The sequence below is a fragment of the Streptomyces flaveolus genome (genome assembly GCF_000716535.1).
In the GTDB taxonomy this organism is placed as follows: domain Bacteria; phylum Actinomycetota; class Actinomycetes; order Streptomycetales; family Streptomycetaceae; genus Streptomyces; species Streptomyces flaveolus_A.
Genome location: NZ_JNWV01000012.1, coordinates 26,404 through 53,238, shown reverse-complemented (window position 1 = coordinate 53,238; position 26,835 = coordinate 26,404). Strand labels below are relative to the sequence as shown.

Annotated in this window: 25 protein-coding genes; 14 read left to right on the top strand and 11 right to left on the bottom strand. The window is 71.4% G+C overall.

Annotated elements, in window-relative coordinates; all coding sequences use genetic code 11:
- Positions 1 to 3: 3 nt before the first annotated feature.
- Together rdgB and OO52_RS14785 are read right to left on the bottom strand one after the other, a co-directional pair.
- Positions 4 to 606 carry an RdgB/HAM1 family non-canonical purine NTP pyrophosphatase gene (gene rdgB / locus OO52_RS14790; RefSeq protein WP_030651045.1) on the bottom strand — a complete coding sequence of 201 codons (603 nt, stop codon included), beginning with the start codon at positions 604 to 606 and terminating at the stop codon, positions 4 to 6.
- A 26-nt stretch (positions 607 to 632) separates the two neighbouring features.
- The gene (locus tag OO52_RS14785) at positions 633 to 1,967 is read right to left on the bottom strand and encodes an SGNH/GDSL hydrolase family protein (protein ID WP_030651043.1); all 1,335 of its coding nucleotides are present in this window, start codon (positions 1,965 to 1,967) and stop codon (positions 633 to 635) included.
- 195 nt (positions 1,968 to 2,162) lie between these two features.
- Between OO52_RS14785 and OO52_RS14780 the strand changes: the two genes are divergently transcribed.
- Together OO52_RS14780 and OO52_RS14775 are read left to right on the top strand one after the other, a co-directional pair.
- Positions 2,163 to 3,476 carry a DUF445 domain-containing protein gene (locus OO52_RS14780; protein WP_196944921.1) on the top strand — a complete coding sequence of 438 codons (1,314 nt, stop codon included), beginning with the start codon at positions 2,163 to 2,165 and terminating at the stop codon, positions 3,474 to 3,476.
- Positions 3,477 to 3,539: 63 nt separating this feature from the next.
- Positions 3,540 to 5,093 carry an MFS transporter gene (locus tag OO52_RS14775; protein WP_030651037.1) on the top strand — a complete coding sequence of 518 codons (1,554 nt, stop codon included), beginning with the start codon at positions 3,540 to 3,542 and terminating at the stop codon, positions 5,091 to 5,093.
- A 3-nt stretch (positions 5,094 to 5,096) separates the two neighbouring features.
- Here the strand turns inward: OO52_RS14775 and OO52_RS14770 are convergent, their stop codons facing one another.
- On the bottom strand, positions 5,097 to 5,570 hold the full coding sequence (locus tag OO52_RS14770) for a membrane protein (RefSeq protein WP_030651034.1): 474 nt from the start codon (positions 5,568 to 5,570) through the stop codon (positions 5,097 to 5,099).
- A 153-nt stretch (positions 5,571 to 5,723) separates the two neighbouring features.
- On the opposite strand from OO52_RS14770, the gene OO52_RS14765 reads away from it, so the two are divergent.
- Positions 5,724 to 6,680 (top strand): GlxA family transcriptional regulator, encoded by a 957-nt coding sequence (locus OO52_RS14765; protein ID WP_030651031.1) that lies wholly within the window; start codon positions 5,724 to 5,726, stop codon positions 6,678 to 6,680.
- A 10-nt stretch (positions 6,681 to 6,690) separates the two neighbouring features.
- On the opposite strand, the gene OO52_RS14760 is transcribed toward OO52_RS14765, so the two are convergent.
- Positions 6,691 to 6,996 (bottom strand): hypothetical protein, encoded by a 306-nt coding sequence (locus tag OO52_RS14760; protein ID WP_030651028.1) that lies wholly within the window; start codon positions 6,994 to 6,996, stop codon positions 6,691 to 6,693.
- A gap of 197 nt (positions 6,997 to 7,193) precedes the next feature.
- Here OO52_RS14760 and OO52_RS14755 point away from each other — a divergent pair, with 197 nt between their 5' ends.
- Positions 7,194 to 7,619 (top strand): Hsp20/alpha crystallin family protein, encoded by a 426-nt coding sequence (locus OO52_RS14755; protein ID WP_030651025.1) that lies wholly within the window; start codon positions 7,194 to 7,196, stop codon positions 7,617 to 7,619.
- 281 nt (positions 7,620 to 7,900) lie between these two features.
- On the top strand, positions 7,901 to 8,380 hold the full coding sequence (locus tag OO52_RS14745) for a DUF2267 domain-containing protein (protein ID WP_030651019.1): 480 nt from the start codon (positions 7,901 to 7,903) through the stop codon (positions 8,378 to 8,380).
- Between the two features lie 81 nt (positions 8,381 to 8,461).
- On the opposite strand, the gene OO52_RS14740 is transcribed toward OO52_RS14745, so the two are convergent.
- Positions 8,462 to 11,605: a DUF3427 domain-containing protein gene (locus tag OO52_RS14740; RefSeq protein ID WP_030651016.1), complete on the bottom strand. Its 3,144-nt coding sequence runs from the start codon at positions 11,603 to 11,605 to the stop codon at positions 8,462 to 8,464.
- Positions 11,606 to 11,718: 113 nt separating this feature from the next.
- Here OO52_RS14740 and OO52_RS52025 point away from each other — a divergent pair, with 113 nt between their 5' ends.
- Positions 11,719 to 12,777 carry a YDG/SRA domain-containing protein gene (locus OO52_RS52025; RefSeq protein WP_078917897.1) on the top strand — a complete coding sequence of 353 codons (1,059 nt, stop codon included), beginning with the start codon at positions 11,719 to 11,721 and terminating at the stop codon, positions 12,775 to 12,777.
- Here OO52_RS52025 and OO52_RS14730 read toward each other — a convergent pair.
- Positions 12,774 to 13,790 carry a hypothetical protein gene (locus OO52_RS14730; RefSeq protein WP_030651010.1) on the bottom strand — a complete coding sequence of 339 codons (1,017 nt, stop codon included), beginning with the start codon at positions 13,788 to 13,790 and terminating at the stop codon, positions 12,774 to 12,776. The genes OO52_RS52025 and OO52_RS14730 overlap by 4 nt on opposite strands.
- Positions 13,791 to 13,913: 123 nt before the next feature.
- On the opposite strand from OO52_RS14730, the gene OO52_RS14725 reads away from it, so the two are divergent.
- Both OO52_RS14725 and OO52_RS14720 read left to right on the top strand, forming a co-directional pair.
- On the top strand, positions 13,914 to 14,939 hold the full coding sequence (locus tag OO52_RS14725) for a permease (protein ID WP_030650994.1): 1,026 nt from the start codon (positions 13,914 to 13,916) through the stop codon (positions 14,937 to 14,939).
- Between the two features lie 32 nt (positions 14,940 to 14,971).
- Positions 14,972 to 15,688, top strand: coding sequence for a TIGR03943 family putative permease subunit (locus OO52_RS14720; RefSeq protein ID WP_030650991.1), 717 nt, complete (start codon positions 14,972 to 14,974; stop codon positions 15,686 to 15,688).
- A gap of 9 nt (positions 15,689 to 15,697) precedes the next feature.
- On the opposite strand, the gene OO52_RS14715 is transcribed toward OO52_RS14720, so the two are convergent.
- Positions 15,698 to 17,170, bottom strand: coding sequence for a beta-1,6-galactanase (locus OO52_RS14715; RefSeq protein ID WP_030650988.1), 1,473 nt, complete (start codon positions 17,168 to 17,170; stop codon positions 15,698 to 15,700).
- A gap of 238 nt (positions 17,171 to 17,408) precedes the next feature.
- Between OO52_RS14715 and OO52_RS14710 the strand changes: the two genes are divergently transcribed.
- Positions 17,409 to 18,239 (top strand): class E sortase, encoded by an 831-nt coding sequence (locus tag OO52_RS14710; RefSeq protein ID WP_030650985.1) that lies wholly within the window; start codon positions 17,409 to 17,411, stop codon positions 18,237 to 18,239.
- Between the two features lie 57 nt (positions 18,240 to 18,296).
- Here the strand turns inward: OO52_RS14710 and OO52_RS14705 are convergent, their stop codons facing one another.
- A complete protein-coding gene (locus OO52_RS14705; protein WP_030650982.1) occupies positions 18,297 to 19,688 on the bottom strand; it encodes an MFS transporter in 1,392 nt (463 codons plus the stop codon).
- Positions 19,689 to 19,867: 179 nt separating this feature from the next.
- On the opposite strand from OO52_RS14705, the gene OO52_RS14700 reads away from it, so the two are divergent.
- The 4 genes from OO52_RS14700 to OO52_RS14685 all read left to right on the top strand — a co-directional run bounded on the left by OO52_RS14700 (position 19,868) and on the right by OO52_RS14685 (position 22,654).
- Positions 19,868 to 20,407, top strand: coding sequence for a winged helix-turn-helix transcriptional regulator (locus OO52_RS14700; protein WP_031024790.1), 540 nt, complete (start codon positions 19,868 to 19,870; stop codon positions 20,405 to 20,407).
- 44 nt (positions 20,408 to 20,451) lie between these two features.
- Positions 20,452 to 20,775, top strand: a complete 324-nt coding sequence (locus OO52_RS14695; protein WP_030650978.1) for a DUF6412 domain-containing protein — start codon at positions 20,452 to 20,454, stop codon at positions 20,773 to 20,775.
- A 163-nt stretch (positions 20,776 to 20,938) separates the two neighbouring features.
- Complete coding sequence (locus OO52_RS14690) at positions 20,939 to 21,649, top strand: YidC/Oxa1 family membrane protein insertase (protein ID WP_030650976.1); 711 nt, start codon at positions 20,939 to 20,941, stop codon at positions 21,647 to 21,649.
- Between the two features lie 147 nt (positions 21,650 to 21,796).
- Positions 21,797 to 22,654, top strand: a complete 858-nt coding sequence (locus OO52_RS14685; protein ID WP_030650975.1) for a fumarylacetoacetate hydrolase family protein — start codon at positions 21,797 to 21,799, stop codon at positions 22,652 to 22,654.
- Positions 22,655 to 22,801: 147 nt separating this feature from the next.
- On the opposite strand, the gene OO52_RS14680 is transcribed toward OO52_RS14685, so the two are convergent.
- The 3 genes from OO52_RS14680 to OO52_RS14670 all read right to left on the bottom strand — a co-directional run bounded on the left by OO52_RS14680 (position 22,802) and on the right by OO52_RS14670 (position 25,346).
- Positions 22,802 to 23,668 (bottom strand): LLM class F420-dependent oxidoreductase, encoded by an 867-nt coding sequence (locus OO52_RS14680; protein WP_030650973.1) that lies wholly within the window; start codon positions 23,666 to 23,668, stop codon positions 22,802 to 22,804.
- Between the two features lie 95 nt (positions 23,669 to 23,763).
- Positions 23,764 to 24,273, bottom strand: a complete 510-nt coding sequence (locus OO52_RS14675) for a heme-degrading domain-containing protein (protein ID WP_030650971.1) — start codon at positions 24,271 to 24,273, stop codon at positions 23,764 to 23,766.
- Positions 24,273 to 25,346 (bottom strand): Gfo/Idh/MocA family protein, encoded by a 1,074-nt coding sequence (locus OO52_RS14670; protein WP_030650969.1) that lies wholly within the window; start codon positions 25,344 to 25,346, stop codon positions 24,273 to 24,275. The genes OO52_RS14675 and OO52_RS14670 overlap by 1 nt, the downstream gene beginning before the upstream one ends.
- Positions 25,347 to 25,402: 56 nt before the next feature.
- On the opposite strand from OO52_RS14670, the gene OO52_RS14665 reads away from it, so the two are divergent.
- Positions 25,403 to 26,626 carry an ROK family transcriptional regulator gene (locus tag OO52_RS14665; protein WP_030650967.1) on the top strand — a complete coding sequence of 408 codons (1,224 nt, stop codon included), beginning with the start codon at positions 25,403 to 25,405 and terminating at the stop codon, positions 26,624 to 26,626.
- The last annotated feature ends 209 nt before the right edge of the window (positions 26,627 to 26,835 follow it).

The following is a 26,835-nucleotide window of genomic DNA, read 5'->3' as shown; positions in this document are numbered from 1 at the left end:
CTCTCAGCGCAACAGCTCCCGCACCACCGGCACCAGCGCCCGGAACGCCTTGCCGCGGTGGCTGATCGCGTTCTTCTCCTCCGGGCTCAGCTCCGCGCACGTCCGCGTCTCGCCGTCGGGCTGGAGGATCGGGTCGTAGCCGAAGCCGTTCGTGCCGGCGGGGGCGTGCCGCAGGGTGCCGCGCAGCTGTCCCTCCACCACCCGCTCCGTGCCGTCCGGCAGGGCGAGGGCCGCGGCGCAGGCGAAGTGGGCGCCGCGGTGTTCGTCGGCGATGTCCGAGAGCTGGGCCAGCAGCAGGTCGAGGTTGGCCTTGTCGTCGCCGTGGCGGCCGGCCCAGCGGGCGGAGAAGATGCCGGGGGCGCCGTTCAGGACGTCGACGCACAGGCCGGAGTCGTCGGCGACGGCGGGCAGTCCGGTGGCCCGGGCGAGGGCGTGTGCCTTGAGCAGGGCGTTCTCGGCGAAGGTGACGCCGGTCTCCTCGACGTCGGGGACGTCCGGGAAGGCGTCCGCGCCGACGAGTTCGTGGGGGAGCCCGGCTTCGGCGAGGATCGCCCTCAGCTCGGTGATCTTTCCGGCGTTGCGGGTGGCGAGGATCAAGCGGGTCATGCCCGCCAGTATTCCTCGCCGTCCGGTCACAGTTCCGCCTGGCCCGCGCCGTTCAGGGTGCGCAGGTCGAAGACCTCGGCCATGGTGCGGTAGCCCAGGTCGCTGGGGTGCAGGTGGTCGCCGGAGTCGTACTCGGGGCGCAGCCGGCGCGGGTCGTAGGGGTCCCGGAGGGCCTTGTCGAAGTCGACGACCGCGTCGTAGACCCCGCCGGCCCGGATCTGGGCGTTGATCTGTTGCCGTACGGCTTCCCGGGCGGGGGTGTAGCCGCGGTGGCCCTGGAACGGCATCAGGGTGGCGCCGACGACCTTCAGGCCGCGGGCGTGGGCCTGGCGGGCGAGCGTGCGCAGGCCGGTGACGATGCGGTCGGCGTCGGCGAGCCGGCGGTTGCGCAGAATGTCGTTGACGCCGAGGTCGATGACGACGACCTTGACGTTGGGGCGGGAGAGCGCGTCCCGGCCGAAGCGGTCGAGGCCGCTCTGGTTCTCGGCGGGCCGGCCGAGGCCGTCGGCGAGGACCTGGTTGCCGCTGATGCCTTCGTTGACGACGCTGTAGCGCGGCAGTTGCCGTCCGTCTTGCAGGGCGCTGCGCAGCCGGCCGGAGAGTATGTCGGGCCAGCGGTGGTTGGCGCCGGTGGTGGAGGTGACGCCGTCGGTGATGGAGTCGCCGAAGGCGACGACGGTGCCGGTGGCCTCGTTGCTGAGTACGTCGAGGGCCGTGACGTACCGCCAGTAGGGGGTCTGTCCGGTGTAGGGGGTGCCGGTGGCGTCCTCGGTGTGGTCGCCGGTGGCGGTGTACGAGATCTGCCGGGCGCGGGGGTGGTAGGTGACGGGGCCGGAGGGGGTGGGGGAGTAGGTGGTGATCAGGACGTCGGCGCCGTGCGGGACGGTGATGCGTACGGTGTCGCTGACGGTTTGCGCGCCGGCGGGTATGACCACGCTGGGGGCGCCGTTGAAGGTGAGGCGCCGCATCGTTTCCGCGTCGGCGGCCGCGCTGTCGTCGCCCAGGGAGAGGGCGAGGGAGGCGTGGCTGATGGTGAGGGCGGACTGGCCGTAGAGATTGGACAGTGTGACGCGGGCACTCGTACCGCCGGTGCTGGTGTGGACGACGTTGCGGACGGAGCGGCCCGCGAGGCCGGTCGTCTCGGTGCCGGGTTCGCCGCCGACGGGGGCGGTGGCCCAGGCGCCGACCCAGGTGCCGGTGGAGGCGGGGGCGGCGTTGGGGTCCCGGTGGGGGCGGTTGTCGGTAAGGGTGCCGCGCGGGGTGCCGTCGTCGGTGGCGACGGTGAGGTATATGGCGGCGGACAGGGCTGCGACCAGGGCGACGAGCGCGCTCAGGACGGCATAACCATGACGCTTGGTCACGCTTGTGTTGTTCTCCTCGACAGATGGGAGCCGGGGGCTCCGATCTTGCTCACCCATGATGCGACATGGGGTGGGGAGAACTGACAGGACCCTGCCACGACTCCCCTCCAGACAGACGCCGGGAACTCCTGTTCCGTTCCGGGAGTCGGTCAGGAAGGGACAATTGTGTGCGGGATCACCGAACGGGTGGAGCTGATGGAACCTACCGAAACGGGAACACCGGGGCGGGTCGCGTCGTACAAGACGATGACGGCGTTCACCCCGGCGGACGAGGAGCGCCGGCGCGGGGTACGCCGGATGAAGCTCACGGCGACGGGCATGCTGCTGTTCGTCGCGGTGGTCTACGTCGTGGCGAAGACGGCCGGGAACGCGGGCGCCGGGGTGTGGACGGACTATGTGGCGGCGGCGGCCGAGGCGGGCATGGTCGGTGCGCTCGCCGACTGGTTCGCGGTCACGGCTCTCTTCCGGCATCCGCTCGGGCTGCCCATTCCGCACACCGCGATCATCCCCACGAAGAAGGACCAGCTCGGCGTCTCCCTGGGCGAGTTCGTGGGTGAGAACTTCCTTTCCGAGGACGTCGTTCGGCAGCGGTTGCGCGCGGTGGGCATCGGTAGCCGGCTCGGGGCGTGGCTGGCCGAGCCGGAGCACGCGGACCGGGTGACGGCCGAGCTGGCGACGGCGCTGCGGGGCGCGCTGACGGTGTTGCGGGACTCCGATGTGCAGGCGGTCGTCGGTGAGGCGATCACCCGGCGGGCGAACGCGCAGGAGATCGCCCCGGGTCTGGGCAAGACGCTGGAGAGGATCGTCGCCGACGGCGGGCACCGGCGGGTGGTGGACCTGGTGGTGGCCCGTGCGCACGACTGGCTGGTGCTGCACCGGGACGACGTGATGGTGGCGGTGGAGGGCGGTGCGCCCGGGTGGACGCCGCGGTTCGTGGACCGGAAGGTGGGGGAGCGGGTCTACAAGGAGCTGCTGCGGTTCGTCACGGAGATGCGGGACATGCCCTCGCATCCGGCGCGCGGCGCGCTGGACCGTTTCCTCACCGACTTCGCCTCCGATCTCCAGTCCGACACGGACACCCGGGCGCGGGTGGAGCGGCTCAAGGGCGAGGTGCTGGGCCGGGGTGAGGTGCAGGACCTGATCGCGTCCGTGTGGACGGCCGTACGGTCGATGATCGTGGCGGCGGCGGAGGACGAGCGCAGCGAGCTGCGGACGCGGGTGCGGGCCGCGCTGCTGTCGTTGGGCACGCGGATGGCGACCGAGCCGAAGATGCAGGACAAGGTCGACAGTTGGGTGGAGGGTGCCGCGGTGCACGTCGTGACGACGTACCGCAAGGAGATCACGTCGCTGATCACGGACACGGTGGCGGGCTGGGACGCCGAGCACACCACCCGCAAGATCGAGGCGCACATCGGTCGTGACCTGCAGTTCATCCGTATCAACGGCACGGTGGTGGGCTCTCTGGCCGGCTTGCTGATCTACAGCGTCTCGCGCTGGCTGGGGGCCTGACCGGACTGTTCCGCGTGGGCCAGGGCACCCGTTATCCCGTCCTTCGACGCGGAGGGAGCGCCCATGAGCACAGCCGAGGCCGGCACCGGCCGGACCCTCACCACCGACATCCCCGCCCGACTCGACCGCCTGCCCTGGTCCCGCTGGCACTGGACGATCGTGATCGGTCTGGGAACCGTGTGGATCCTGGACGGCCTGGAGGTCACGGTCGTCGGCAACATCGCCAGCCGGCTGTCGGAGCCCGGCAGCGGCCTGGCGATCAGTTCCGGTCAGGTCACCGGCGTCGCCGCCGCGCTGTATGTGGCGGGTGCCTGCGCGGGCGCCCTGTTCTGGGGCCGGCTGACCGACCGGTTCGGCCGCAAGAACCTCTTCATGATCACGCTGGCGGTGTACCTGGCGGCGACGGCGCTCACGGCCGTGTCCTGGGAGGCCTGGTGGTTCTTCCTCTTCCGCTTCCTGACCGGCTTCGGCATCGGCGGTGAGTACGCGGCCATCAACTCCGCGATCGACGAGCTGATCCCGGCGGACTACCGCGGCCGGGTGGACCTGATCATCAACGGCAGCTTCTGGCTGGGCGCGGTCGGCGGTTCCCTGCTGTCGATCGTCGCGCTCGACACCGGCCTGCTGGCGAAGGACGTCGGCTGGCGCCTGACGTTCGCGCTCGGCACGGTCCTCGCGCTGGTCATCCTGCTCGTACGGCGGCACGTCCCGGAGAGTCCGCGGTGGCTGCTGATCCACGGCCGGGACCGGGAGGCGGAGGAGATCGTCTCCGGCATCGAACGCCGGGTGGAGGAGGAGCGGGGCGAGCGGCTGCCCGCGCCCGAGGGGGAGCTGGAGATCCACCAGCGCAAGAGCGTGTCGTTCATGGAGATCGCCCGTACGGTGTTCGGCCGCTACCGGAGGCGGGCGGTGCTCGGCTTCTCCCTCTTCATCGGCCAGGCGTTCCTGTACAACGCGATCACTTTCGGCTTCGGCGCGATCCTGACCAAGTTCTTCGACGTGCCCTCCGGCCACACCGGTTACTACTTCGCGGTGATCGCGGTCGGCAACTTCTGTGGCCCGCTGCTGCTGGGCAAGCTGTTCGACACGGTCGGCCGCAGGGTGATGATCTCCTCCACCTACCTGCTCTCGGGCCTGCTGCTCTTCGGCACGGCCTGGCTGTTCGACCGGGGCGCGCTGAGCGCGGGCACGCTGACCGCCTGCTGGTGCGCGGTGCTGTTCTTCGCCTCGGCGGGCGCTTCCAGCGCCTACCTCACGGTGTCGGAGATCTTCCCGATGGAGACGCGGGCGATGTCCATCGCGTTCTTCTACGCCCTGGGCACCGCGGCCGGCGGCATCAGCGGCCCGCTGCTGTTCGCCGACCTCACGGGCACGGGCCGGGTCGGTGACACCGTCCTCGCCTTCTGCATCGGCGCGGCGCTGATGTGCGCGGCGGGGCTGGTCGCCGCGTTCCTGGCGGTGCGGGCCGAACGGCGCTCCCTGGAGGACATCGCCCGTCCGCTGACGGCGGTGGCCGGCCGGGCCAAGGCGGCGGCCCAGGGTGCCCGGCCGTCCCGGGGTACGCCGGGTTCGCAGGGCCCTGGTCCCACGCCGCCGCCGGCGGCGAGCAGGCCGTGACCGTCAGGCGCCGGTCGTGGAGCCGGGCCGGACGATCATCAGGACGGTCACGGCGGCCCACAGCAGGTTGAACAGCCCGGTGACCATGGCGAGCCGGGCGGTCCGTCCGGTCCCCGCGCTCCCTTCGAGGAGCGCGGACTGGGCGGGCAGTATCAGCGCGGCGAGGACGAGGGCGGCGAGGGCGGTGAGGACGATCGACGCGATCAGCCAGGCGCTGCCGAGCACGCCCATCTCGCTCGCGGTGGCGAACCCGAAGACGGGGACGACGACGCCGACGACGGCGTAGACGCGGCAGATGCGGTGGAACACGGCCAGGGTGGCGGTGGGGTCGGGGGTGCCGTGGCCGTGTCTGTCGTCGCCGGGCCCGGTGGTCAGGGCGCGGCGGGCGGCCGGCGGGAACATGCTGGCGGCGACGGCGACGGGACCGATGGCGAGGATCGCGGCGATGACGTGGACGGCGAGGAGGAACTTGGTCACGGGGGGACGGTAGAGGGCGCCGGGATCTTGCAGAAGTGGCGAGATTGCCAGGGTTCGACGGGTTCCGGCCAGCGGGTGGCCGGGTGGAGCGCCGCCCTTCCCCGCTGCTGGGCGCCGGTTGGCGAGAAGCCGTCGTACCGCTACCTTCCTGCCATGCATACGGTGGCCGTACTGGCGCTGGACGGCGTCATCCCGTTCGATCTCTCCGCACCCATCGACACCTTCGGCTGGGCACGACTGCCCGACGGCCGGGAGCCGTACCGGGTGCGGGTGTGCTCGGTGCGGGAGGAGGTGAGCGCGGGCGCCTTCACGGTCCGGGCGCCCTACGGCCTTCAGGCGCTGGCGGAGGCCGACACGATCATCCTGCCCGGGGTGGCACAGCCTCCGGAGACGCTGCCGCCCGGGGTCGCCGAGGCCTTGCGCGCGGCGGCGGCGAACGGCACCCGGATCGCGTCGGTCTGCGTGGGCGCGTTCCTGTTCGCGGCGACGGGCCTGCTGGACGGTCTGCGCGCGACGACCCACTGGGTCGCGGCCCCGGACCTGGCCCGGCGCCACCCGGCGGTGACGGTCGACCCGAACGTCCTGTACGTCGACAACGGCCAGTTCCTGACGTCGGCGGGCGCCGCGGCCGCCCTGGACATGTGCCTGCACATGATCCGCAAGGACTTCGGCTCGGCGGTCGCCGCGCACGCGGCCCGGATGTCAGTGATGCCCCTGGAACGCGAGGGCGGTCAGGCCCAGTTCATCGTCCACGACCTGCCTCCGGCCCCCGCCGGCACCACCCTGGAGCCCCTGCTGGCCTGGCTGGAGGACCACTGCGACCAGGATCTGACGCTGGCCGAGATCGCGGCGAAGGCCGGCATGAGCACCCGTACCCTCAACCGCCGCTTCAGGGAGCAGACCGGTACGACACCTCTCCAGTGGCTGCACCGGGCGCGGGTACGGCGGGCCCAGCACCTGCTGGAGACCACCCCGTACCCGGTGGAACGCATCGCCGTCCAGACGGGCTTCGGCTCACCGACGGCTTTCCGGGAACGCTTCCGGAGGGTGGTGGGGACGAGCCCGCAGGCGTACCGGAGGGCGTTCCGGGCGGGGGAGAGGGTGTCGTGAAGAGGGGGGCTCAGGCGGTCTTGCGGTCGGCGACGGCCCAGGAGGCGAGGGCGACGGCGCCGGCGACGCCGAGGACGGACGGCCAGGCGCCGACCTTCTTGGCCAGGGGGTGGGAGCCGGCGAACGCGGCGACGTAGGCGGCGGTCAGCGCGCCCGCGGCCTTCCCGCCGGCGCGGGTGCGCCACTGCTGGGCGGCCGCGGCGCCGGCGACGGCCAGGACGGCCCCGCCGAGCTGTCGCTTCTTGGTCCAGCGGGCGACGCCGTAACCGCCGACGAGCCCGGTGGCGGCGACGACCGCGCTGGGAACTGTGGCCATGGTGGCCTCCTCGTGTCCGTTTCACTGCCATTGGGTCTGGCCCGAGGCTAACGCCGGCCCGAGACGGACGCGCAGGTGGGTGGGCGAATCCGACCCGGGTCGAACCTGAGTCGAGGCTTGTCAAGTTTTCGGCGGAGAGTTATATAAGAAGTCGTAGGGCATCGCACACCAGCCCCTGATGGAAGGAGTGACCTGTGATGCTCATGCGTACGGATCCGTTCCGGGATTTCGACCGGCTCACGCAGCAGTTGTTCGGCGCGAACCCCCGTCCGTCCGCGATGCCGATGGACGCCTACCGTTCCGGCGACGAGTTCCTGGTCCACTTCGACCTCCCGGGCATCGACCCGGAGACGATCGAACTCGACGTCGAGCGCAATGTCCTCAACGTCCGCGCGGAGCGGCGCAGCCCCGCCCCCGAGGACGCGGAGATGCTGGTCGCCGAACGGCCCACGGGTACGTTCACCCGCCAGCTGTTCCTGGGGGAGACGCTCGACACGGACCGCATCGACGCCTCGTACGAGGCCGGCGTCCTGACCCTGCGCATCCCGGTGGCCGAGCAGGCCAAGCCGCGCCGCATCCAGATCACCGGCGGGGGCGGCGACCGCAAGGAGATCAGCGGCTGAGGCCGCCGCACAGGCCGTGTGACGGCAGGAGGCAGATGCCGCTCGCGACGCAGGACAAACACGTGCCCCGTACGCCACGCCGGCGGCGGGGCACGGAAGCGCACGGCACGCACATGCAGCCGAAGCAGCCCATGCAGCCCATGCAGCCCATGCAGCGCATGGAGCCCAAGCAGTCCATGCAGCCCATGCCGCACATTGGCCGAACTCCCGCCCATGTCCGCTGCATTACGGGGTACCGGGCTTCCGGTGCCCCGAAGCGTCCCGGAGGAGGAGCCAGCACGATGACCGTGACGACCCCGCAGCCCAGAACCACCATCCCCGCCCCGTCCCTGCGCCCGCGCACCAAGGACGAGACGCAGGACACCGACTGGCTGGAGCTGACCGAGGCGGTGCGAGACGCGGGTCAGTACCCGACGAGGGCGGAGGCGGAACGCGTCACGCGCATCGTCCTGTCGGCCCTCGGCGGCCACGTCACCGGCGACGAACGCGTGGCCCTGGCCCAGGCCCTCCCCCGGGAGGCCGGCCGCGTGATCGCCTCGCAGATCCCCGCGACCCACCCGTTGACGGCCCGCGAGTTCGTGGAGTCGGTGGCCACCCGCATCGAGGGCTCGACCCCCGCGACGGCCCGCTGGGACGTCAGCTCGGTCCTGAGCGTCCTGTCAGCCCGCGTCGGCGAATCACTGACCACCCGAGTCCTGGACCAACTCCCTCCGGGCTACGCCTTGCTGTTCGGGCGGGCGGATCTGGCACCTACGGTCTAGACCTTACGAGGACACCGGGCGCCGCCACCGCACGCGGCGCCCGCCGTCCCTGCCGACCTCGTGTGGGAGAGCCTGAGTGGTTTAACCCGCGGCGATCGAGGAGTAAGTCCACACGTCCGCTGGCAGCTCATGATGGAGATCCCAGATGATCGCCATCGGCTTGCTTCCCGAGTGCTCCGCATAGGAAGCGGGACCCAGAAACATCCAAGGGGCAGCCTTCCTGATGCTGGTCTCCTTGTAGCGGCGCAGGAACAGTAGGACGTGACTTCCTCGTTCAGCGTGCTCTTGGTAGCGCTGTCCTGTCGCTGAGCTCTCCGATGTGCTGTTCTGTGATTCCCAGTGGAAGCGCGTGGGGCTGATCGCGTAATCCTTGTAGCGCACATTGGGTGAGAAGTCTCGTTCGTTCTTCTCCAAGGTGATGAGGAGTGCATCCGTGGCGATGTTCTCGACCCAGGTGACACCTTGACTGAAGACGCCCGGCATTTGGCCGCCCAGACGTGCGAGGCTGAGAGCTGTCAAGACTTCGGATCGGTTGTACGCGCTGTGGATTTTCAGCGGAAGGTGACTGAGGGGACCCTCCAGCGTGATGGGGTAATGATCCGTCCGGTCGATGACGTACGACAGGACCTCGCGCAGTTCGCGGCGGAATGCATGCTGGTCATGGAGGGATCGCAGGCCTTCCTGGTAACTGGCGAAGCCACCTGCCTTGTCCCAGAGGTTGAAGAACAGCATGCGGGCGTACATCTGGTCGGCGGGGGACAGCGAGTCGTAGTCAGGGGCGTCATTCCGCAGTAGGCGGCGGTAGGCCTTGGCGCGTTCGGGGTCGTCGACGTGGAGGAAGGCGTGGACGCGCTTGAGGAGTTCCTCTTCCCCGGGCGGAGCGGGCTCAGTGATCTTTCCTGCCCTGCGGAGCACCTTGGTCCAAGAGCTGTCACTCTTGTAAAGCTCGTGGATCTCCCGCCGGCTCTCACGCAAGTATTCTGCCAACGTGGGCGTGCTGTAGTCCCGGACCTCCTTGGCCAACGTGGTGATCGTGGCCTTGAGCTGGGTGCGGATATTGTCGAGAACGAGATCCTTCGACTTGCCTTCGAGGATGATTTGGCACCCCGAGGGCAACTGGGGAAAGTCTCGCTCAATGTTGTCGACAAGGCGGTTGCGAGAGAGGTTCGTGAGAGCACGGAATTGCTCTTCGAAGCGGAATTCGGCCCGGTGCTGCCCGATGAAGTCGAGCACGGTGAGCACGGGCTTGTGCGGGGTGCGACGCAGGCCGCGTCCAAGCTGTTGAAGGAAGACGGTCGCGCTGCTGGTCGGGCGGAGCAGAAGCAGCGTGTCGACGTCTGGGATGTCCAGCCCCTCATTGAACAGGTCCACGGAGAAAATGACCTGGATGCGGCCGGCCTTCAGGTCCTCCAAGGTTCGCTCGCGGACCTCGGGGGCCGACTCACTGTCGAGATGCGCCGCTTGAAGCCCTGCTTGACGGAAGCACTCGGCCATGAAGCGCGCATGCGCCTTGGTCACACAGAAGCCGAGGGCGCGCATCGCAGCGGGGTTGGAGATCTTGTCCCGGACCTGTTTGATGACGATGCGAGCCCGCGCATGATCACCCGTGTAGAGACTGCCCAGTTGCTCTCGCTCGTAGCTGCCTGATCGCCAGCTCACCGTCGTCAGATCGGTGCCGTCGGGTAGTCCAAAGTAGTGGAACGGGCACAGGAGGTCGTTCTCGAGAGCCTCCCAGAGCCGCAGCTCTGCTGCGATACGTCCGTTGAAGAACTCGTCTTGCACATTCCGGCCATCCATCCGCTCAGGAGTGGCCGTCAGACCCAGGAGCTCGGTGGGTTGGAAGTGTTCGAGTACCCGCCGGTAGGTGTCCGCTGTTGCATGGTGGAACTCGTCGATGACGATGATGTCGAAGTGGTCGGGTGCAAGTTGCTCCAACCGGCGGAGGTTGAGGGACTGGACGCTGGCGAACACGTGCGTCCAGTCGCGGGGCTCTTGGCCGTTGAACAGCAACTCGCCGAAGGAGGCGTCGTCCAGTACCTCGCGGTACGTCCGCAGTGACTGTTTCAGGATCTCCTTGCGATGGGCGACGAAGAGTAGCCGCGGGAGTTTCCCACCAACGGCATTGCGCAGGTTCCGGTAGTCCAGGGCTGCCATGACCGTCTTGCCGGTACCTGTTGCGGCGACCAGGAGGTTGCGGTGGTGGTCTCGAATCTCGCGCTCTACGCGAAGCCGCTCCAGCATGTCCTTTTGATGGGGGAGCGGGTGGACTTCAAGACCGGACAGGCTGATCTTGAGCTCGCCGGCTTTACCCGTGCCGCCTGCGTGGGCCAGTGCTTCAGTGAGTCGTTCACCGTCACGGTCGGGGTCGTACGTCTCGAAGGCAGGGTCGGCCCAGTAGGCATCGAAGGTTGCTTCGAACTTCTCCAGCACTTTGGGAGTGGCAACGGATGCCAACCGTACGTTCCACTCCAGGCCGTCGAGCAGCGCGCTCTTCGAGAGGTTCGAGCTGCCGACGTACGCCGTATCAAAGCCGGTATTGCGACGGAACAGCCATGCCTTGGCGTGCAGTCGGGTGGACCGGATCTCGTAATTGACTTTGACTTCGGCGCCGAACTCGCGGACCAGGCGGTCGAGGGCAAACCGATCAGTGGCGCCCATGTATGTGGTGGTGATCACCCGGATGGGCACCTTGCGGTCCTTCGCCGCACGAAGCGAGTCTTCAAGGACCCTGATGCCGTACCACTTCACGAAGGCACAGAGCAGGTCGATGCGGTCTGCCGTGGCCAACTCCGCCCTCAGTTCGGTCCCGAGACTTGGGTCATCCGGAGCGTTGGTGATCAGTGCTGTCTCGGACAACGGGGTCAGCGGGCGCATGGCGTAGACACCTGGAGCTTCCTGCTCGGCCAGCGCGAGCAGTTGCCGAGGGCCATCAGCGATCGTGTCGACCACCTCGCCCACCTCGGGGTCAGGAGTGTGGGAGACCAGCGAGCGCAGGATCGCGTTGGCCGCGTTGACCTGCTTGTCATGCGGGAGTTGGCTCAGCCGAATGCGTACCGCTTCGCTGATGTGGCGGGCGAGCACGTGTGGAGTGGACTCTTCACTGACTTCCGCATCCACCGCTCTCCAGCCGGCTGCTCCCAACTGCTGCAAGTGGTCTCGCAGTCGACGGGTGACAAGCTCCTCGTACACCCCTGCCACTGGCTGCGCCTGCTCTGACTGCGTCACGCCCGCCCCCTTAGTCCCTCGCGGTACGACCAGTTGTAACAGGGACCACTGACAGCCCGTGTTCGCGTCAAACTGCGAATCTGGAGTGACACAAGTGATCGATTCCGTTCAGTATGGCGCCCGTGGGAGAACAAAGGATCGGTCACATCGATGGCATCGCTCCAGGCGCGGAGTTTCACCGACGGAGACAGGTGAAGCGCAACAACCTGCACAGCGACACGGTCAGGGGCATCTCAACACTCGTAGACAAGGACGGCACTCGGATCGCGGACGCCATCGTCCTGCACGGGGGGTATGAGGACGATCACGACGACTGGGAGAGCATCCGCTACACGGGAGCCTCACCGGACGTGGACAAGTACAAGGTCAAGGGCGTGCCAAGGCTCCGGCGCAGCCAGTCCTGGGACTATGCGGACAATGCCGCTTTGAAGCGAAGTTACGAACGCGGCCATCCCGTTCGGGTCATCCGCGGTTGGAAGGGGGACAAGCGGTACTCGCCGATCGACTGCTACAGGTATGACGGCCTATACCTGGTCACGGACATCCGTACCGCCATCGCACAGTCCCCGGCCCCCGACGGTACGCCTGTCGAGATCTGCCAGTTCGATCTGAAGCGTCTTCCTGAAGACAGGCAAGATCCGACTTCCCTGGAGCGCCAGATCGCCGACTTGCTGGAACGGCAGGAGCAGGTGCCCGAGGAGGAGGGAGACGACGAAGGCGCCGAGGACGAGCCCGAAGAGGAGGCCGGGGACGCCGAGGAGGAGCCGCCCTCGGGTGAGAAGTTCCCTCAGGCACGGACTGCCCGCGTGCAGCGTCTGGTTCGGGACGACGCAGTGATACGGAACGTGAAAAGGCTGCATGACGGAGAGTGCCAAGTGTGCGGCCTTCGCCTGCTTGGCCCGGACAGCAAGCCGTACAGCGAAGGCGCCCACATTCGACCCCTGAGCAAGCCGCACAGGGGCCCTGACGTCGAGCCGAACGTCCTCTGCCTCTGCCCGAACTGTCACGTCCGCCTAGACATAGGCGCCATCGTCATCGAGGACGACTGGTCGATTGTCGTACGGGCAGGAGCTTTCGGCGTGGACGTTCGGCCGAAGCTCAAGCGGCACCGGAAGCACAAGATCCACCTGGATTACGTCCGCTACCACCGCGAGTGGTGGTTGAGCCGCTAGTCCACCCCGTGACACTCCTGGTACGCCCCGCCCGACCCACACCAGCAAGAAGCCCCCCTCCCCGGCGGCCAAGCCACCGCCCGCCCCCGTGCCGCCAGCGTCGTCGCGTACTGGGGCAGCAGGGTCGGGTCCGACGGGGACGAGCCCTCCGATGCCGCGAACGCCTCGTAGGACGGGACCGTGCCCGTGACGATGCCCAGGTTGGCCGTGCCCGAGGCGGACAGCTCGCGCAGGGAGGACTCTATGGTCGCCAAGTGGTCGGTGTGGGACGGGTACTCCGACGACAGGGCGGGGTACGCCGACAGGAGCTCGGAGAGTTCCGGGGCCGGCCAGTGCAGGACCGCGACCGGGAACGGGCGGGAGAGGGCCTCGCGGTAGGCGCCCAGTTCGGCGCGGAGGCGGGAGATCTCCGCCGCCAGTTCCGCCGGGTTGTCCGAGCCCAGCGACCACACGCGCTTGGGGTCGTGGAGTTCGTCCAGGGAGACCGGGGACGTGTGCAGGGTGTCCGCGAGAGTGTCCCGGTCGTCGTGCGGCAGGCCCAGCATGCGGCGGACGCGGTGGCGGCCGTAGAGGAGGGGGTGGGTCGCGGGAGGGGGTTCCTCCGACGCGTCCGGCAGCAGGAGGTCGGCGGCCTCGCTGAACGTCTTCGCCGCCGCCTCCAGCTCGTCGTGGGACTCCAGGGCCTCCGCCACGATCACCCACGGGGCCGGGTCCCGGGGCGCAGTCGCGCGGATGCCCTCGATGATCGCCCTGGCCTCGGCCTCATGGCCGTACTCCCACAGGTTCGACGCCTTCAGGGCGCGGACCAGGGCGGGGTTGTCCAGCCCGTCGGCGGACGACAGCAGGCGGTCGTAGAGCGTGGTCGCCGCGGGGCGGTCGCCGGACAGCTCCAGGTGGGCCGCCGCCCGCAGGAGGAGGGTCTCGGCGTCCTCGGGATACAGGCCGGCGGTCCGCTCCAGGCGTGCCGCTTCGGCGGTGTGGTCGACGTTCTCGGCAGGCGTGTCGGGGCGCATGGGGGACACCGTACTGCCGGGACGCGACAAAAGTGAGGCGCGGAGGGCTGCCGAGGAGGGGGCCGCCCCGCCGGTACGCACGTCTGGATATCTTCTGTCCCGACGTCTACACGCGGAGTCGGCATGCAGAAGGCGGGAGTGCTGGTCGAGGACGATCGTCCGGCCGGCGTCGGGGAGGGGGCTGACACCCCCGCGCCGCCCCGGCACTGGCCGGTCCTGCTCCTCGGGGCCGCCGTCGTGCCCGGCACCCTCCTCTTCCTCATCGGGCGCTGGGGCGACGCCCCGGCCGTGCAGGCCTGGCGGACCGTGTGCCTGGCCGTCACCGTGCAGGCCCTGCCCTTCCTGCTGCTCGGCACGGCCCTGTCCGGCGCGATCAACGCCTTCGTGCCGGACGGCGTGTTCAACAGGATCCTGCCCCGGCGGCCCGCGCTGGCCGTACCGGTGGCCGGGGTCGCGGGGGTCGTGCTGCCGGGGTGCGAGTGCGCTTCCGTGCCGGTCGCCGGCAGTCTCATCGGCCGCGGGGTGAACCCGGCCGCCGCCTTCGCGTTCCTGCTCTCCGCGCCCGCCATCAACCCCGTCGTGCTCACCGCCACCGCCATCGCGTTCCCCGGCAACCCCGCCATGGTGCTCGCCCGGCTGCTCGCCTCCCTCGCCACCGCCGTCGTCATGGGCTGGCTGTGGCTCCGGTTCGGGCGGGCCGAGTGGCTCAGGCCCGTCGTACGGCACACCGGGCACCAGCACGGGCACAGCCGGTGGGACGAGTTCCGGCGCGGGTTCCAGCACGACTTCCTGCACGCCGGCGGGTTCCTGGTGCTCGGCGCCATGGCCGCGGCCACCTTCAACGTGGCCGTCCCGCGTTCCGTGCTCGACACCTTCGCCGCCGCGCCCTGGCTGTCCGTGCTCTTCCTGGCCGGGCTCGCCGTGCTGCTCGCGGTGTGCTCCGAGGCCGACGCCTTCCTGGCCGCCTCGCTGACCGGGTTCCCGCCGGTCGCGCGGCTGGCGTTCATGGTGGTCGGGCCCATGGTCGACCTGAAGCTCATCGCCCTCCAGGCGGGGACCTTCGGGCGGGCCTTCGCGGTCAGGTTCTCCGCCGCGACCGTCGTCGTCGCCGTCACGTGCAGCGCGCTGATCGGAGGGGTGCTGCTGTGAGCCGGTACGCGAGAGGGGCTGGGGGAGGGTCTGTGAAACGGTCGCTCCAGGCGGGGCTGCTCGTCCTCTGCGGGCTCGGGCTGCTGCACGTCTCCCTCTTCACCGACCTCTGCCTGCGCTACGTCAAGGAGGGCATGCGGCTCCCGCTCATCGCCTCCGGGGCCGTCCTGCTCCTGCTGGGGATCGCGAGCGCCGCCCTCGACAGAGGCGACGCCGGCACCGGTCACGGGCACGACCACTCGGGCCTGCCCCGTGTCTCCTGGCTGCTGCTCCTGCCCGCCCTCAGCCTGCTGCTCTACGCCCCACCCGCCCTCGGCGCCTACACCGCCGCCCGGCAGCCGGCGAAGGCCGTCACCCATGACAGCGACTTCGAGCCGCTGCCCGCCACCTCGCCCCTGCCCATGACCCTCTCCGACTTCACCAGCCGGGTGCGGGAGGACCGCGGGCAGGCCATCAAGGGGCGCACGATCCGGATGACCGGGTTCGTCACGCCCCTCTCCGGCACGCGCGGCGGCTGGGAGCTGACCCGGATCATCCTCAACTGCTGCGCCGCGGACGCCCAGTCGGTCAAGGTGCGGATCCACGGCGGCCCCGAGCTGCCCGCCGACACATGGGTGACGGTCACGGGGACCTGGCACCCCGGCGGGCGGCTCGGCACCGGCTCCGCGGCGGTCGCGCTGGACGCCCGCACGGTCACGAGGGTCCCGCGGCCGGCGAACGGCTACCAGGACGCCCTGCCGCTGCGATGACGAGTCCCGTCACACGGTGACACCGTCGACCTGGAGCGTCTGCACCGACTTCGCCGCGAAGGGGACGGCCACCGATGTGCCGTTCAGGCGGGTGTCCGAGCGGGCCGTGTACCGGTCGCCCCCCGTGGTGACCGTGTTCCAGCGGGGGACCAGGCCGCCCGAGCCGCCGGTCACGGCGGTGAAGCGGGAGAGGTCGAAGGTCAGGGTCTGGGCGGAGGAGGAGGTGTTCGCGGCGACGATCACCAGGCGTTTCGCCGGCCGGTCCAGGGCCGCCACCGCATAGCTCACGCCGGTGTCCAGGATCGTCATGCCGGGGCGGATGTGGCGGGTGAACTGGGCCAGGACGTAGTACTTCGTCTGCACCGCGCCCGGCTGGAGCGTGCCCGGGTCGTAGGCGATCGTCGCCCAGCCCGCGCTCGGGTCCATCACCTGCCAGTACACCCAGGCGGTGGGGTGCAACCAGCGGAAGTCGTAGAGGAGGTTGCTCGCCATCGTCAGGCCGGTGGCGTCGCCGTCGCCGGTCTCGGAGTTCCACAGGGCCTTGCCGGCCGTGGTGACGACGTCCGTGTAGAGGAGGTCGCGGCGGCCTCCAGAGCCCTGGTAGCCGTGGACGTTGACCCGGTCGACGTAGCCCTTCGTCGTGGCCGAGAAGGAGTTCCAGGTGGTGCGGGCAAGGTCGTAGCTCGTCTCGTCCGATGCGGAGATCCGCGTGCCCGTCAGGCCGCGCTTGTCCAACTCGCTGCGCAGGTACGGCAGTACGGCCGCCTGCACGCCCGCGTCGATGTGGCAGCCCTCCTGCGTTCCGGTCGCCGTCCACCAGGACGAGGAGGGCTCGTTGAAGGCCTCCACCGTGGCGAAGTCCACGCCCCAGTGCTGCTTCGCGTACAGGGCGACCGCGGCGAGGTGGGAGGCGTGCTGGCGGTGGTTCCAGGACTGGAGGTTGTCGCCGCCGTCGGCCGCGCCGGACGGGTTGTGGTTGGAACACATCCACCACATGGGGGAGTTGGCGAAGAGTTCGGTGATCGCGCCGCGCTGGGCCGCCTTCACCAGCATGGCCCGCTGGGTGGCGTCCGCCGTCCACTTCCAGGCGGCGGACGCCGGGTCCTCGTTCGTCCAGTCCTGCCAGTAGCCCTCGATCTGCTTGAAGGAGGGGATGTTCGGGGAGACGGCCATCGACGCGCCGTTCACGCTGTTCCAGCTGCACGCGCCCAGGTTGTAGCGGGCGATGTTCAGGCCCAGGCCGGGCAGGGACGTGCCGTTGTACGTGGTGTTCGTGGTGGTGAAGAAGATGTCGGCGAAGTCGTCCCGCGCGCCGAAGACGTTCGCCCACCAGGCCAGGGAGGTGCCCCAGCCCTCCCAGGTGCCGTACGTCGTGGACGGGTTCACGGCGATCGTCGCGTCCGCCCGGGCCGTGCCCGTGGCCAGCGCGCTGCCGAGGAGGCCGCCGCCCGCGGCGGCCAGCAGAGTTCTGCGTCGGATCATGGGTCGTTCGCTGCCTCTCCGTGCGGCTCCGGCACCGCGTTCCTGGGAGCGGTGCCGACTCGTCCCCCCGGCATGCCACAGGAAGCATCGGGGGTGCCGGACGGCGTTGTCGAGGGTTGTGACGGCCCTTTCTCAAACCCGTTGAAGAAGCCTGCCTCCGGACCACCGCCCTTGTGTCACTGGCCAGTTGGAGGCGGTGCGCCTATCGTGCGGGCGGCTCCGGTGGAGGTGGGCGCGGATGCGGGCTGCGGCGGGCGTGCGGGTCGTACGGCACAGCGATCGGCGCCGGCGCGCCCGGCGCAGGCGGGTGCTGTGGAGCGGGGGCGAGGTGCTCGTGACGGCCGGGCTGGTCCTCCTGCTGCTGGTCGCGCACCAGATGTGGTGGACCAACCGGGAGGCCCGGCGTGGCGCCGAGCGGAAGGTGGCGGCGCTGGAGCGGGAGTGGCGCGGCGGTACGACGGCCGGCGACGACGGTACGACGAGCGCGGCCGGCGCCACGGTGGACGGCGCCGGCGGCTCTCCCGGCGGTTCCGGCGTGCCCTCCGCCGCGCGAACCGGGGATCCCGGCGCCTCTCGTGCCCCTCGGCGCCCGTCCACCCCCGCAGCCCTGCCCCGGCGGTCCCAGGCGTACGCCGTGCTCACCGTCCCCCGGCTGGGCCTGCGCGTCCCCGTCGCCGAGGGCGTGAGCAAGGCGGACGTACTGAACAAGGGGTACGTCGGCCACTATCCCGGGACCGCGCAGCCGGGCCGGGCCGGGAACTTCGCGCTCGCCGGGCACCGGAACACGCACGGCGAGCCCTTCCGGCATCTGCCCCGGCTGCGGCGCGGGGACGCCATCGAGGTGGAGACGCGGACGGCGACGTACACGTACGACGTCGACCGGATCCTGCCGCGCACGTCGCCCGTGGACGCGGCGGTCGTCCGGCCCGTCCCGCGCTCGCTCGTGCGGCCGGGGTACGGGTACGTCGAGCCGGGCCGCTACATCACCCTGACCACCTGCACCCCGGAGTTCACCTCCCGGTACCGGCTGGTGGTCTGGGGGAAGCTGGTGTCGATGCGGCCCAGGTGAGCCGGGCCCGACGCGCACCCGTCCGCGCCTGGGCACGTCCGGTCATGCCCGCACTGCTCACGCCCGCTCCCGCAGCGCCAGCACGCTCACCGCGCCCGCCACCGCCAGCCCCGCCGACACCAGCAGGGCGATGTTCGTGCCCCGGGCCAGGCTGCCGCCCGACGTGGCGATGGCGATGGTCAGGGCCACGCCGGCGCAGGAGCCGATGTAGCGGAAGGTCTGCTGCGCGCCGGAGCCCATCGCGGCCCGCTGCGGCGGCACCGAATCGACGGCGAGCAGCGGCAGCGCGCCGTTGAGCAGGCCGCTGCCGATGCCGCCGACGATCAGGCCGGGCAGCAGCCGGGTCCAGGAGCCGGAGCCGATGGCGCCGAGCATCGTGACCATGGCGATGGTGTGCAGGACGAAGCCCAGGGCGAGCTGGGTGCGGGCGGTGACGCGGCCGGCCAGGTGCTTGACCTGGAGGGCGACGACGAAGCTCAGGCCGGACCAGAGCAGGAACAGTCCGGCCGTGGCCAGCGGGGAGAGCCCGAGCGACTGCTGGAGCAGCGCCGGCAGGAAGCTGAACAGGCCGATCACGGCCAGGCCGGTGAACAGGCCGCCCGCCGAGGAGGCCAGGAAACGGGCGTGCCGCAGCAGTCCGAGGTCGATCATCGGGGTACCGGTCCGGCGCTCCACGGCGACGAACACGGCGACCAGGACGACGGCCGCCGCGAACAGCAGCCCGACCGGCGCGCGCAGCCAGCCGTCCCGGCCCAGCGTCAGGGCCGCGACCAGGGCCACCAGCGCCAGGCCGAAGGTGAGCGCACCGAGGGCGTCCGGCCGGCCGCCGCGCGGGGCGCGCGACTCGGTCAGCGCCCGGGTGCCGAGCGCGGCCACGACGAGGGCGGCGGCGCCCAGGACGCCGTAGGCCACCCGCCAGTCGGGGAGCGCGCCCGTGAGCAGCGGGCCCGCGGCGATGCCGCCGCTGACGAAGGCGCCCCACACCCCGGTGGCGTGCAGCCGGCCGCGCGGGCTGGGGAAGGCGTGCACGATCAGGCCGAGGGAGCTGGCCAGCAGGGCCGCGCTGGCCGCGCCCTGGGCGACGCGGGCCAGGGTGAACTGCCAGGTCGACGTGGTGAAGGCGCCGAGGGCGGTGGTGAGGCCGAGGGCCAGGGTGCCGGCGAGGAAGATCCGGCGGCGGCCGTAGTCGTCGGCGAGGCTGCCGGCCACCAGGAGGAGGGCGGCGAGGCCGAGGGGGGCGCCGTTGAGCAGCCAGGCCTGGGCGGACAGCGGGGTGTGCAGGGCGGCCGCGGTGTCCGGCAGCGTGACCATCGGGGCCGTGTACGTCATGAGGGCCACGGCGGTGGCGGCGCTGGTCAGGGCGAGGGTGGCGCGGGGGCGCGCGGGGGCGTCCCGGGGTGTGCTCCGGCGTAGTGAGGCGGGGGAGGTGGCGGAGTCGAGCCGGGTCATGGCCTGTCCTGTGTCCTGTCTTCCGGGCCCCGGTCCTGTCCGCCGGGGTCTGGCCGTGGGGTTCGGCATGTGGGTCGTCCGTAGTTGGTTCGGTCATTGAACCAACCTCGTGCTCGCCACCGTAGCACTGTCGGTTCGTTCGCTGAACCAATGTCCGGCCAGTGGTTACAGTGGAGGACATGGCACTGGGCAAGGACTATGTGACGCAGGAGTGCTCGATCGCCCGCGCGCTGGAGGTCGTCGGCGAGCGGTGGACGCTGCTCGTCGTCCGCGACGCGATCTACGGCGTCCGCCGCTACAACGACTTCCTCGTCCACCTCGGGATCCCCCGCGCCGTCCTCTCGGCCCGGCTCCGCACGCTCACCGAGGAGGGGATCCTCGAAAAGCGCCGGTACCAGGAGAGCCCGCCCCGGGACGAGTACGTCGTCACCGAGCGCGGCGCCGCCCTGTGGCCCGTACTGCGCGCCCTCGGCCACTGGGGGCGCGAGCATGTCGACGCGCACCGGCTGCGGTCCTTCCGGCACGCGGACTGCGGCGGGGACGTCGAGCCGTACGGAAAGTGCGCGGCGTGCGGAACTCTCGTGCCGGTCGCGGACGTTGTCATGGTGCCGGGGCCGGAACTCGACTCCGCGCCGGCGGATCCGGTCAGCAGGGCGCTGCTGCGGCCCAAGCGGCTGCTGGAGCCCCTGGAGACGGAGCCGCTGCAACCGGCACGCTGACGAGCGGTGCGAAGAAGACGAGTGGTGCTAAGGGGGGAGTGCTGATGTCCGGCCGTGTCGGCGCCGCGCGCCCCCTCGCCCTCCTGCTGATCCTCGCGCAGCTCCTGCTGCTCCAGGCCGCGCTGCTCGGCACCGGCGGCCTCACCACCGCCGTCGCCCTCGCCGCGACCGCCACCGCGGCCGCCACGCTCGCCGCCTGCGCCCTGCTGGCCGCGCGCGGCGTGCCCGCCGTACCGCCGACGCGCGTCCGCACGGCGATACGCGACCGGGCCCGCCGTACGGCCTTCCTGCCCCAGCGCGATCCCGACGCGCCCGGCCGGCGGCGGCCCAGAGCTCCCGGACTCACCGGTCCGGCGACCGCCGCGTAGGGCACGTCCGCACACACGTCAGCGCGTGACCCCGCGCGGGTCGTCCTGCCGATCTCCCTCCAGGACCGGCTCCTCCCGGTCCTCCTGACCAGGTGCTCCCGGTCCCTCATGACCGTCCGCTCCCGGTCACTCCCGGCACGACGAGACCCCGGAGGGCTCACCCATGTCCGTTTTCGCGCGTCTGGTCGAGCACCTGGCCGACCTGCTGGCCCCGCTCTTCCACGCCTCCGCGGCAGCCGCCGCGATCGTCCTGTTCACCGCGCTCGTACGGTTCCTCGTCCACCCGCTGTCCCGGGCCGCCGCCCGTGGCCGCCGCGCCCGCGCCGCGCTCCAGCCGAGAATCGCCGCGCTGCGCGAGAAGCACGCCAAGGACCCGCAGCGCCTCCAGCGGGCGGTCCTGGACCTGCACGCCGAGGAGAAGGTCTCACCGCTCTCCGGCTGCCTGCCCAGCCTGCTCCAGCTCCCCGCGTTCTTCCTCCTCTACCACCTCTTCTCCAGCACCACGATCGGCGGCGAGGCCAACGGCCTGCTCGGCCACCGGCTGCTCGCGGCCCCGCTCGGCGGCCACTGGGCCGACGCGCTGGCGGACGGCGGGGCGTTCGGCCCGGCCGGACTGGTCTACTGCGGCCTCTTCGCCGTCGTCGCGGCCGTCGCCACGGTTAACTACCGGCGCGCCAGACGGACGATGGCCGAGCAGCCGGCACCCGCCGGCACCGGCGGCGAGGTGCCCGGGCTCGGCGCCGTCAACCGCGTCGCACCGTTCCTGTCCTTCTTCACGCTCGTCACCGTGGCGGTCGTCCCGCTCGCCGCCGCGCTGTACGTCGTCACCAGCACGGCCTGGAGCGCGGCGGAACAGTCCCTGTTGTCCCGCTGATCGGTAAAGGTTGCTCCTTCTGCCCCTGGTTACGGTCCAGTACGTGAACAGGGTCTTGTGGACTGGACGACGTGATTGGAGGATCGGCCAGTCCTCCGATGGCTGCACACATCGGCCGGGCGCCGCCGATCGAGGGAGATGGTGACCATGAAGCTGCTGCGAGTCGGTACGGCGGGGGCGGAGCGCCCCGCACTGCTCGATGCCGACGGGACCCTGCGGGACCTGTCGGGCCTCGTGGACGACATCGACGGCGCGCTCCTCGCCGACGACACCGCGCTCGGCCGGGTCCGGGCCGCCGCCGAGGCCGGTGAGCTGCCCGCGCTGGACGCCACCGGTCTGCGGATCGGGCCCCCGCTCGGCCGCATCGGCAAGATCGTGTGCATCGGGCTCAACTATCACGACCACGCCCGCGAGACCGGGGCCGAACCGCCCGCCGAGCCGGTGGTGTTCATGAAGGCGCCGGACACCGTCGTCGGGCCGAACGACACCGTGCTGGTGCCTCGGGACTCGACGAAGACCGACTGGGAGGTCGAACTCGCGGTCGTCATCGGCCGTACGGCCCGCTACCTGGACTCGGCCGAGGAGGCGCTCGCGCACGTCGCCGGATACGCGGTCGCGCACGACGTCTCCGAGCGGGAGTTCCAGATCGAGCGGGGCGGGACCTGGGACAAGGGCAAGAACTGCGAGACGTTCAACCCGCTCGGGCCGTGGCTGGTGACGGCCGACGAGGTCCCGGACCCGCAGCGGCTGTCGCTGAAACTGTGGGTGAACGGGGAGTTGAAGCAGGACGGCACGACGGCCGAGCAGATCTTCCCGGTGGGCGAGGTCGTGCGCTACCTCAGCCGGTTCATGACGCTGTACCCCGGCGACGTCATCAACACGGGGACCCCGGCGGGGGTGGCCATGGGACGGCCCGAGCCCAAGCCGTACCTCCGCGGCGGGGACGTGGTGGAGCTGGAGATCGCGGGGCTCGGGCGGCAGCGGCAGGAGCTGAAGAACGCGTAGACGCTCCGCCGGGAGCGCCGGCAGCACCGGGACGGGAGCGCCGGGAAGCCCCGGATCCGTCGCCGGACGCGGGAGGTTCGGGCCGGTCGCGCCCGCGCGGCGGGGCCGTACGTCGAACACGGCCCCGCGCTCCCGACGCCGGTCGGCTCACGCCAGCAGTGCGGCGAGGGTGCGCCATTCCTTCCTCGGCAGGGAGTCGCCCGCGTCCGCCCGTACCACCTGGAGGGCCACGTGGTCCGCGCCCGCCTCGTGGAAGGCGGTGACGCGCTCGCGGATCCGGGTCTCGTCGCCCCAGGCGAAGACCGCGTCGACGAGGCGGTCGCTGCCGCCGTCCGCGATGTCCGCCTCGGTGAAGCCCAGGCGGAGGAAGTTGCGGGTGTAGTTGGGGAACTGCAGGTAGCGGGCCAGGTAGGCGCGGGCCGTCTCCCGGGCACGGGCCGGGTCGGCCTCCAGCACGACCTTGAACTCCGGTGCCAGCAGCGGCCCGTCGCCCAGGATCTCCCGGGCCTGCGCGGTGTGCTCGGGCGTGACCAGGTAGGGGATCGCGCCGGCCGCGCGGTCCCCGGACAGCTCCAGCATCTTCGGGCCCAGCGCGGCGAGCACACGGCGGTCGGCGGGCACGCCCGCCGCGTCCAGCTCGTCGAGGTAGCCGACCATGGCCGCGTACGGGCGGCGGTAGTCCTTCACCAGCGGGCCGTGGCTCACGCCGAGACCCAGCGCGAAGCGGCCCGGATGCGCCGCCTCCACCTCGGCGAAGCCGGCCGCCGTCGTCGCGGCGTCCCGCTGCCACACGCTCTGGATACTGGTGCCGACGACGACGCGTCGCGTCGCGCCGACGAGCGGGGCCGCGTGGTCGACGGTGCTGCTGCCGCCCAGCCAGACGGCGCCGTACCCGAGCTCCTCCAGTTCGGCCGCGGCCTCGTCCAGTTCCCCGCGCCGGGCCGGGTCCTCCGAGCGCAGCTCGACGCTCCAGACGCCGTGGCGCCCGACGGTCTCCTTCAGTGAAGCGGTCATCGGATGTGAGCCCTCCGGTGGTGGTCCGCGCCGTGATCCCACGGCCTCTCTCCCTGCCAACCGGAGGGCGTCCCGGCGGGATTCCCGCCGTTCGCTCAGTCGGCCGAACGGCCCAGGAACTCCTCCAGCGCCTCGACCACGAACCGGTGGTCCTGGAGCTGGGGCAGCCCCGAGACGGTCACCGCGCCGATCACACCCACGCCCTCGACCGTGATCGGGAAGGAGCCGCCGTGCGCCGCGTAGACGTCCGGGTCGAGACGGGAGGACTCCTCGAACGTCGTGCCCTTGGCGCGGAAGCGGGCGCCGACCAGGTAGGAGGCGGAGCCGTAGCGCTCCACGACCCGGCGCTTGCGGGCGATCCAGGCGTCGTTGTCCGGAGCGGAGCCCGGCAGCGCGGCATGGAAGAGCTGCTGGCCGGCGCGGTGGATGTCGATGGCGACCGGCGCCTGGCGCTCCCGGGCCAGCTCCACCAGGAGGGAGCCGAGCGCCCAGGCGTCGTCGTGGGTGAACTGCCGGAAGACCAGCCGGCGTTCCTGGGCCTGAAGCTCCTCCAGGCTCGGCGTGAGTTCGGGCGTCGTCCTCGGGGTGATCTGCTGGTGCTGCATCAGAGGGTCACCGTCACCTTGTCGCGGGCGGACCTGCGGGCCGCTTCCAGTACGTCGAGCGCGGCGGCCGCCTCCAGGGCGGTCACCGGGTTGGCGCCGGCGCCGCGCAGGGCGGCGGCGACGGCCGCGTAGTACGCGGGGTAGTCGCCGGGGAGGGTCGGCACCGGGGTGCCGCCACCGGTCAGCGGGGACTCCCCGGAGCCGATCCGGCCCCACAGGGACTCGTCCTCGGCGCCCCAGTCGGGGGTGGTGCCGGGGCGGCTGCCCTCGCGCAGGGCCGCTTCCTGGGGGTCCAGGCCGTACTTGACGTAGCCCGCACGGGAGCCGAGCACCCGGAAGCGGGGGCCGAGCTGGGCGGTCGTCGCCGAGACGTAGAGGTGGGAGCGGACGCCGCTCGCGTGGGTGAGCGCGATGAAGGTGTCGTCATCGGCCTCGGCGCCGGGGCGGCGGACGTCCGACTCGGCGTAGACCTCGGTGACCGGTCCGAAGAGGACCAGGGCCTGGTCGACGACGTGGCTGCCGAGGTCGTAGAGCAGACCTCCGATCTCTGCGGGGTCGCCGGACTCGCGCCAGCCGCCCTTGAGCTGCGGGCGCCAGCGCTCGAAGCGGGACTCGAAGCGCCAGGCGTCGCCGAGTTCACCGTCGGCGAGGAGCCGCCGGAGGGTCAGGAAGTCGTTGTCCCAGCGGCGGTTCTGGAAGACGGAGAGGAGCAGGCCGCGCTCCTCGGCGAGGGCGGCCAGCTCGCGGGCCTCGGCCGCGGTGCCGGCGACCGGCTTGTCCACGACCACCGGCAGGCCCGCCTTGAGGGCGGCCGTGGCCAGCGGGACGTGGGTCTTGTTCGGGGAGGCGACGACGATCAGGTCCAGCTCGTCCGCGCGGTCGAGCAGCTCTTCGGCGGTGGCGGCGATCCGCACGTCCGGGAACTCGGCGCGGGCCTGCTGCTGCCGCTCCGGGTGGGAGGTGACCACGGTGTCCAGGGCGAGGCCCTCGGTGGCGGCGATCAGCGGGGCGTGGAAGACCGAGCCGGCGAGGCCGTAGCCGATCAGACCGACGCGGAGGGGGGTAGCAGTCATGCCTCCCACTTTGGCAACGCTGTTGCGGAAGTGCAAGCGGCGAGGACAATGGGGGTGTGAATCGGGTGAGGACGGCGACGGCGCCGGGGTCGGCGAACGGCGGGGCCGCGGGCGCGAACCTGGGGGCCCTGCGCAGTCACAACACCGCGTTGGTGCTGGGGCTGCTGCGGGACGCCGGGGCCGAGGGCATCAGCCGGCTGGAGCTGGCGGAGCGCACCGGGCTGACCCCGCAGGCCGTCAGCAAGATCACCGCGCGGCTGCGGGCCCAGGGGCTCGCGGCGGAGGCCGGGCGCCGGGCGTCGACCGGGGGCAAGCCGAGGACCGTACTGCGGCTGGTACCCGAGGCGGGCCACGCGGTCGGGGTGCATCTGGACCGCGACGAGCTGCGGGTGGTGCTGGTCGACCTGGACGGGGCCGTGGTGGGGGAGCGGCGCGGGGAGCTGGACCTGGGCGCGGGGGCCGAGGCCGTGCTGGGGGCGGTGTGCGGGGCGGTTCGGGAGGTTGTCGGGGGGCTGGGGGGTGGCGGCGGTGCTGAGGCCGGCGCCGGTACCGGTGTCGGTGCCGGTGCTACGGGTGCCAGTGGTGCCGGGCTTGCCGGTGTGGGCTCCCTGTTGGGCGTGGGGGTCGCGCTGCCGGGGCCGTTGGACCATGTGAACGGCGTGCTGCACCGGGTCACCGGGTTTCCCGAGTGGGACGGGTTTCCGCTGCGGGACGCGCTCGCGGAGCGGCTCGGGGTGCCGGTGGTGGTGGACAAGGACACCAACGCGGCGGCGCTCGGGCTGGCGGTCGGGGGCGAGGAGGGCGCGGCGGGCCGGTCCTTCGCCTACCTGCACCTCGGTACCGGGCTGGGGGCCGGGCTGGTGATCGACGGGAGCGTGCACCGCGGGGCGCGGACCGGGGCCGGGGAGTTCGGCCACCAGGTGATCCAACTGGACGGGCCGCTGTGCGAGTGCGGCAACCGGGGGTGTGTGGAGGTGCTGTGCCTCGGGGCCGTGGGGCGTGGCGAGGTGGCCGAGGCGGCGCGGGTGCTGGGGGTGGCGGCCGGCAACCTGGTGGGGCTGCTGGACATCGACGTGGTGCTGCTGGGAGGCAGGACGGTCTCCGGGGCGCCTGAGGCCTACGTGAGCGGGGTCGGAGAGGTGCTGGGGGCCCTGGCCCGGCGGGAGGGTGCGGGCGGGGACGCGGTTCCGGTACGGGTCGCTCCGCGCGGGGAGCGGATCGTGGCCGAGGGCGCCGCCCAGTTGCTGCTGGCGCCGCTGTTCGGACGGGGGGACGCCTGAGGAGGGCTGCGCACGGCCCTGCGCCGATGCTCAGCTCCGCGGTGTGCCGGGTGCCCAGTTCGCCGTGTGCCGACTTCAGCTCCGCCGTGCGCCGGGTGCTCAACTCGCCGTGTGCCGGACGCCCCGCTCAGGTTGCGCGGGCCCTCCGCCCAGTCCGGGCCCGGCCCTCAGCTCGTCCCGATCCGGTGCTCCGTTCGCCCTGCGTTGTC

Excerpts from the sequence above, each read along its gene's own strand:
- OO52_RS14730 (WP_030651010.1), bottom strand. The coding sequence starts at position 13,790 with ATGCGCCCCGACACGCCTGCCGAGAACGTCGACCACACCGCCGAAGCG.
- OO52_RS14705 (WP_030650982.1), bottom strand. The coding sequence starts at position 19,688 with ATGACCCGGCTCGACTCCGCCACCTCCCCCGCCTCACTACGCCGGAGC.
- OO52_RS14775 (WP_030651037.1), top strand. The coding sequence starts at position 3,540 with ATGAGCACAGCCGAGGCCGGCACCGGCCGGACCCTCACCACCGACATC.
- OO52_RS14700 (WP_031024790.1), top strand. The coding sequence starts at position 19,868 with ATGGCACTGGGCAAGGACTATGTGACGCAGGAGTGCTCGATCGCCCGC.
- rdgB (WP_030651045.1), bottom strand. The coding sequence starts at position 606 with ATGACCCGCTTGATCCTCGCCACCCGCAACGCCGGAAAGATCACCGAG.
- OO52_RS14755 (WP_030651025.1), top strand. The coding sequence starts at position 7,194 with ATGCTCATGCGTACGGATCCGTTCCGGGATTTCGACCGGCTCACGCAG.
- OO52_RS14695 (WP_030650978.1), top strand. The coding sequence starts at position 20,452 with ATGTCCGGCCGTGTCGGCGCCGCGCGCCCCCTCGCCCTCCTGCTGATC.
- OO52_RS14690 (WP_030650976.1), top strand. The coding sequence starts at position 20,939 with ATGTCCGTTTTCGCGCGTCTGGTCGAGCACCTGGCCGACCTGCTGGCC.
- OO52_RS52025 (WP_078917897.1), top strand. The coding sequence starts at position 11,719 with ATGGCGCCCGTGGGAGAACAAAGGATCGGTCACATCGATGGCATCGCT.
- OO52_RS14760 (WP_030651028.1), bottom strand. The coding sequence starts at position 6,996 with ATGGCCACAGTTCCCAGCGCGGTCGTCGCCGCCACCGGGCTCGTCGGC.
- OO52_RS14715 (WP_030650988.1), bottom strand. The coding sequence starts at position 17,170 with ATGATCCGACGCAGAACTCTGCTGGCCGCCGCGGGCGGCGGCCTCCTC.
- OO52_RS14685 (WP_030650975.1), top strand. The coding sequence starts at position 21,797 with ATGAAGCTGCTGCGAGTCGGTACGGCGGGGGCGGAGCGCCCCGCACTG.
- OO52_RS14745 (WP_030651019.1), top strand. The coding sequence starts at position 7,901 with ATGACCGTGACGACCCCGCAGCCCAGAACCACCATCCCCGCCCCGTCC.
- OO52_RS14780 (WP_196944921.1), top strand. The coding sequence starts at position 2,163 with ATGGAACCTACCGAAACGGGAACACCGGGGCGGGTCGCGTCGTACAAG.
- OO52_RS14670 (WP_030650969.1), bottom strand. The coding sequence starts at position 25,346 with ATGACTGCTACCCCCCTCCGCGTCGGTCTGATCGGCTACGGCCTCGCC.
- OO52_RS14675 (WP_030650971.1), bottom strand. The coding sequence starts at position 24,273 with ATGCAGCACCAGCAGATCACCCCGAGGACGACGCCCGAACTCACGCCG.
- OO52_RS14765 (WP_030651031.1), top strand. The coding sequence starts at position 5,724 with ATGCATACGGTGGCCGTACTGGCGCTGGACGGCGTCATCCCGTTCGAT.
- OO52_RS14725 (WP_030650994.1), top strand. The coding sequence starts at position 13,914 with ATGCAGAAGGCGGGAGTGCTGGTCGAGGACGATCGTCCGGCCGGCGTC.
- OO52_RS14680 (WP_030650973.1), bottom strand. The coding sequence starts at position 23,668 with ATGACCGCTTCACTGAAGGAGACCGTCGGGCGCCACGGCGTCTGGAGC.
- OO52_RS14710 (WP_030650985.1), top strand. The coding sequence starts at position 17,409 with ATGCGGGCTGCGGCGGGCGTGCGGGTCGTACGGCACAGCGATCGGCGC.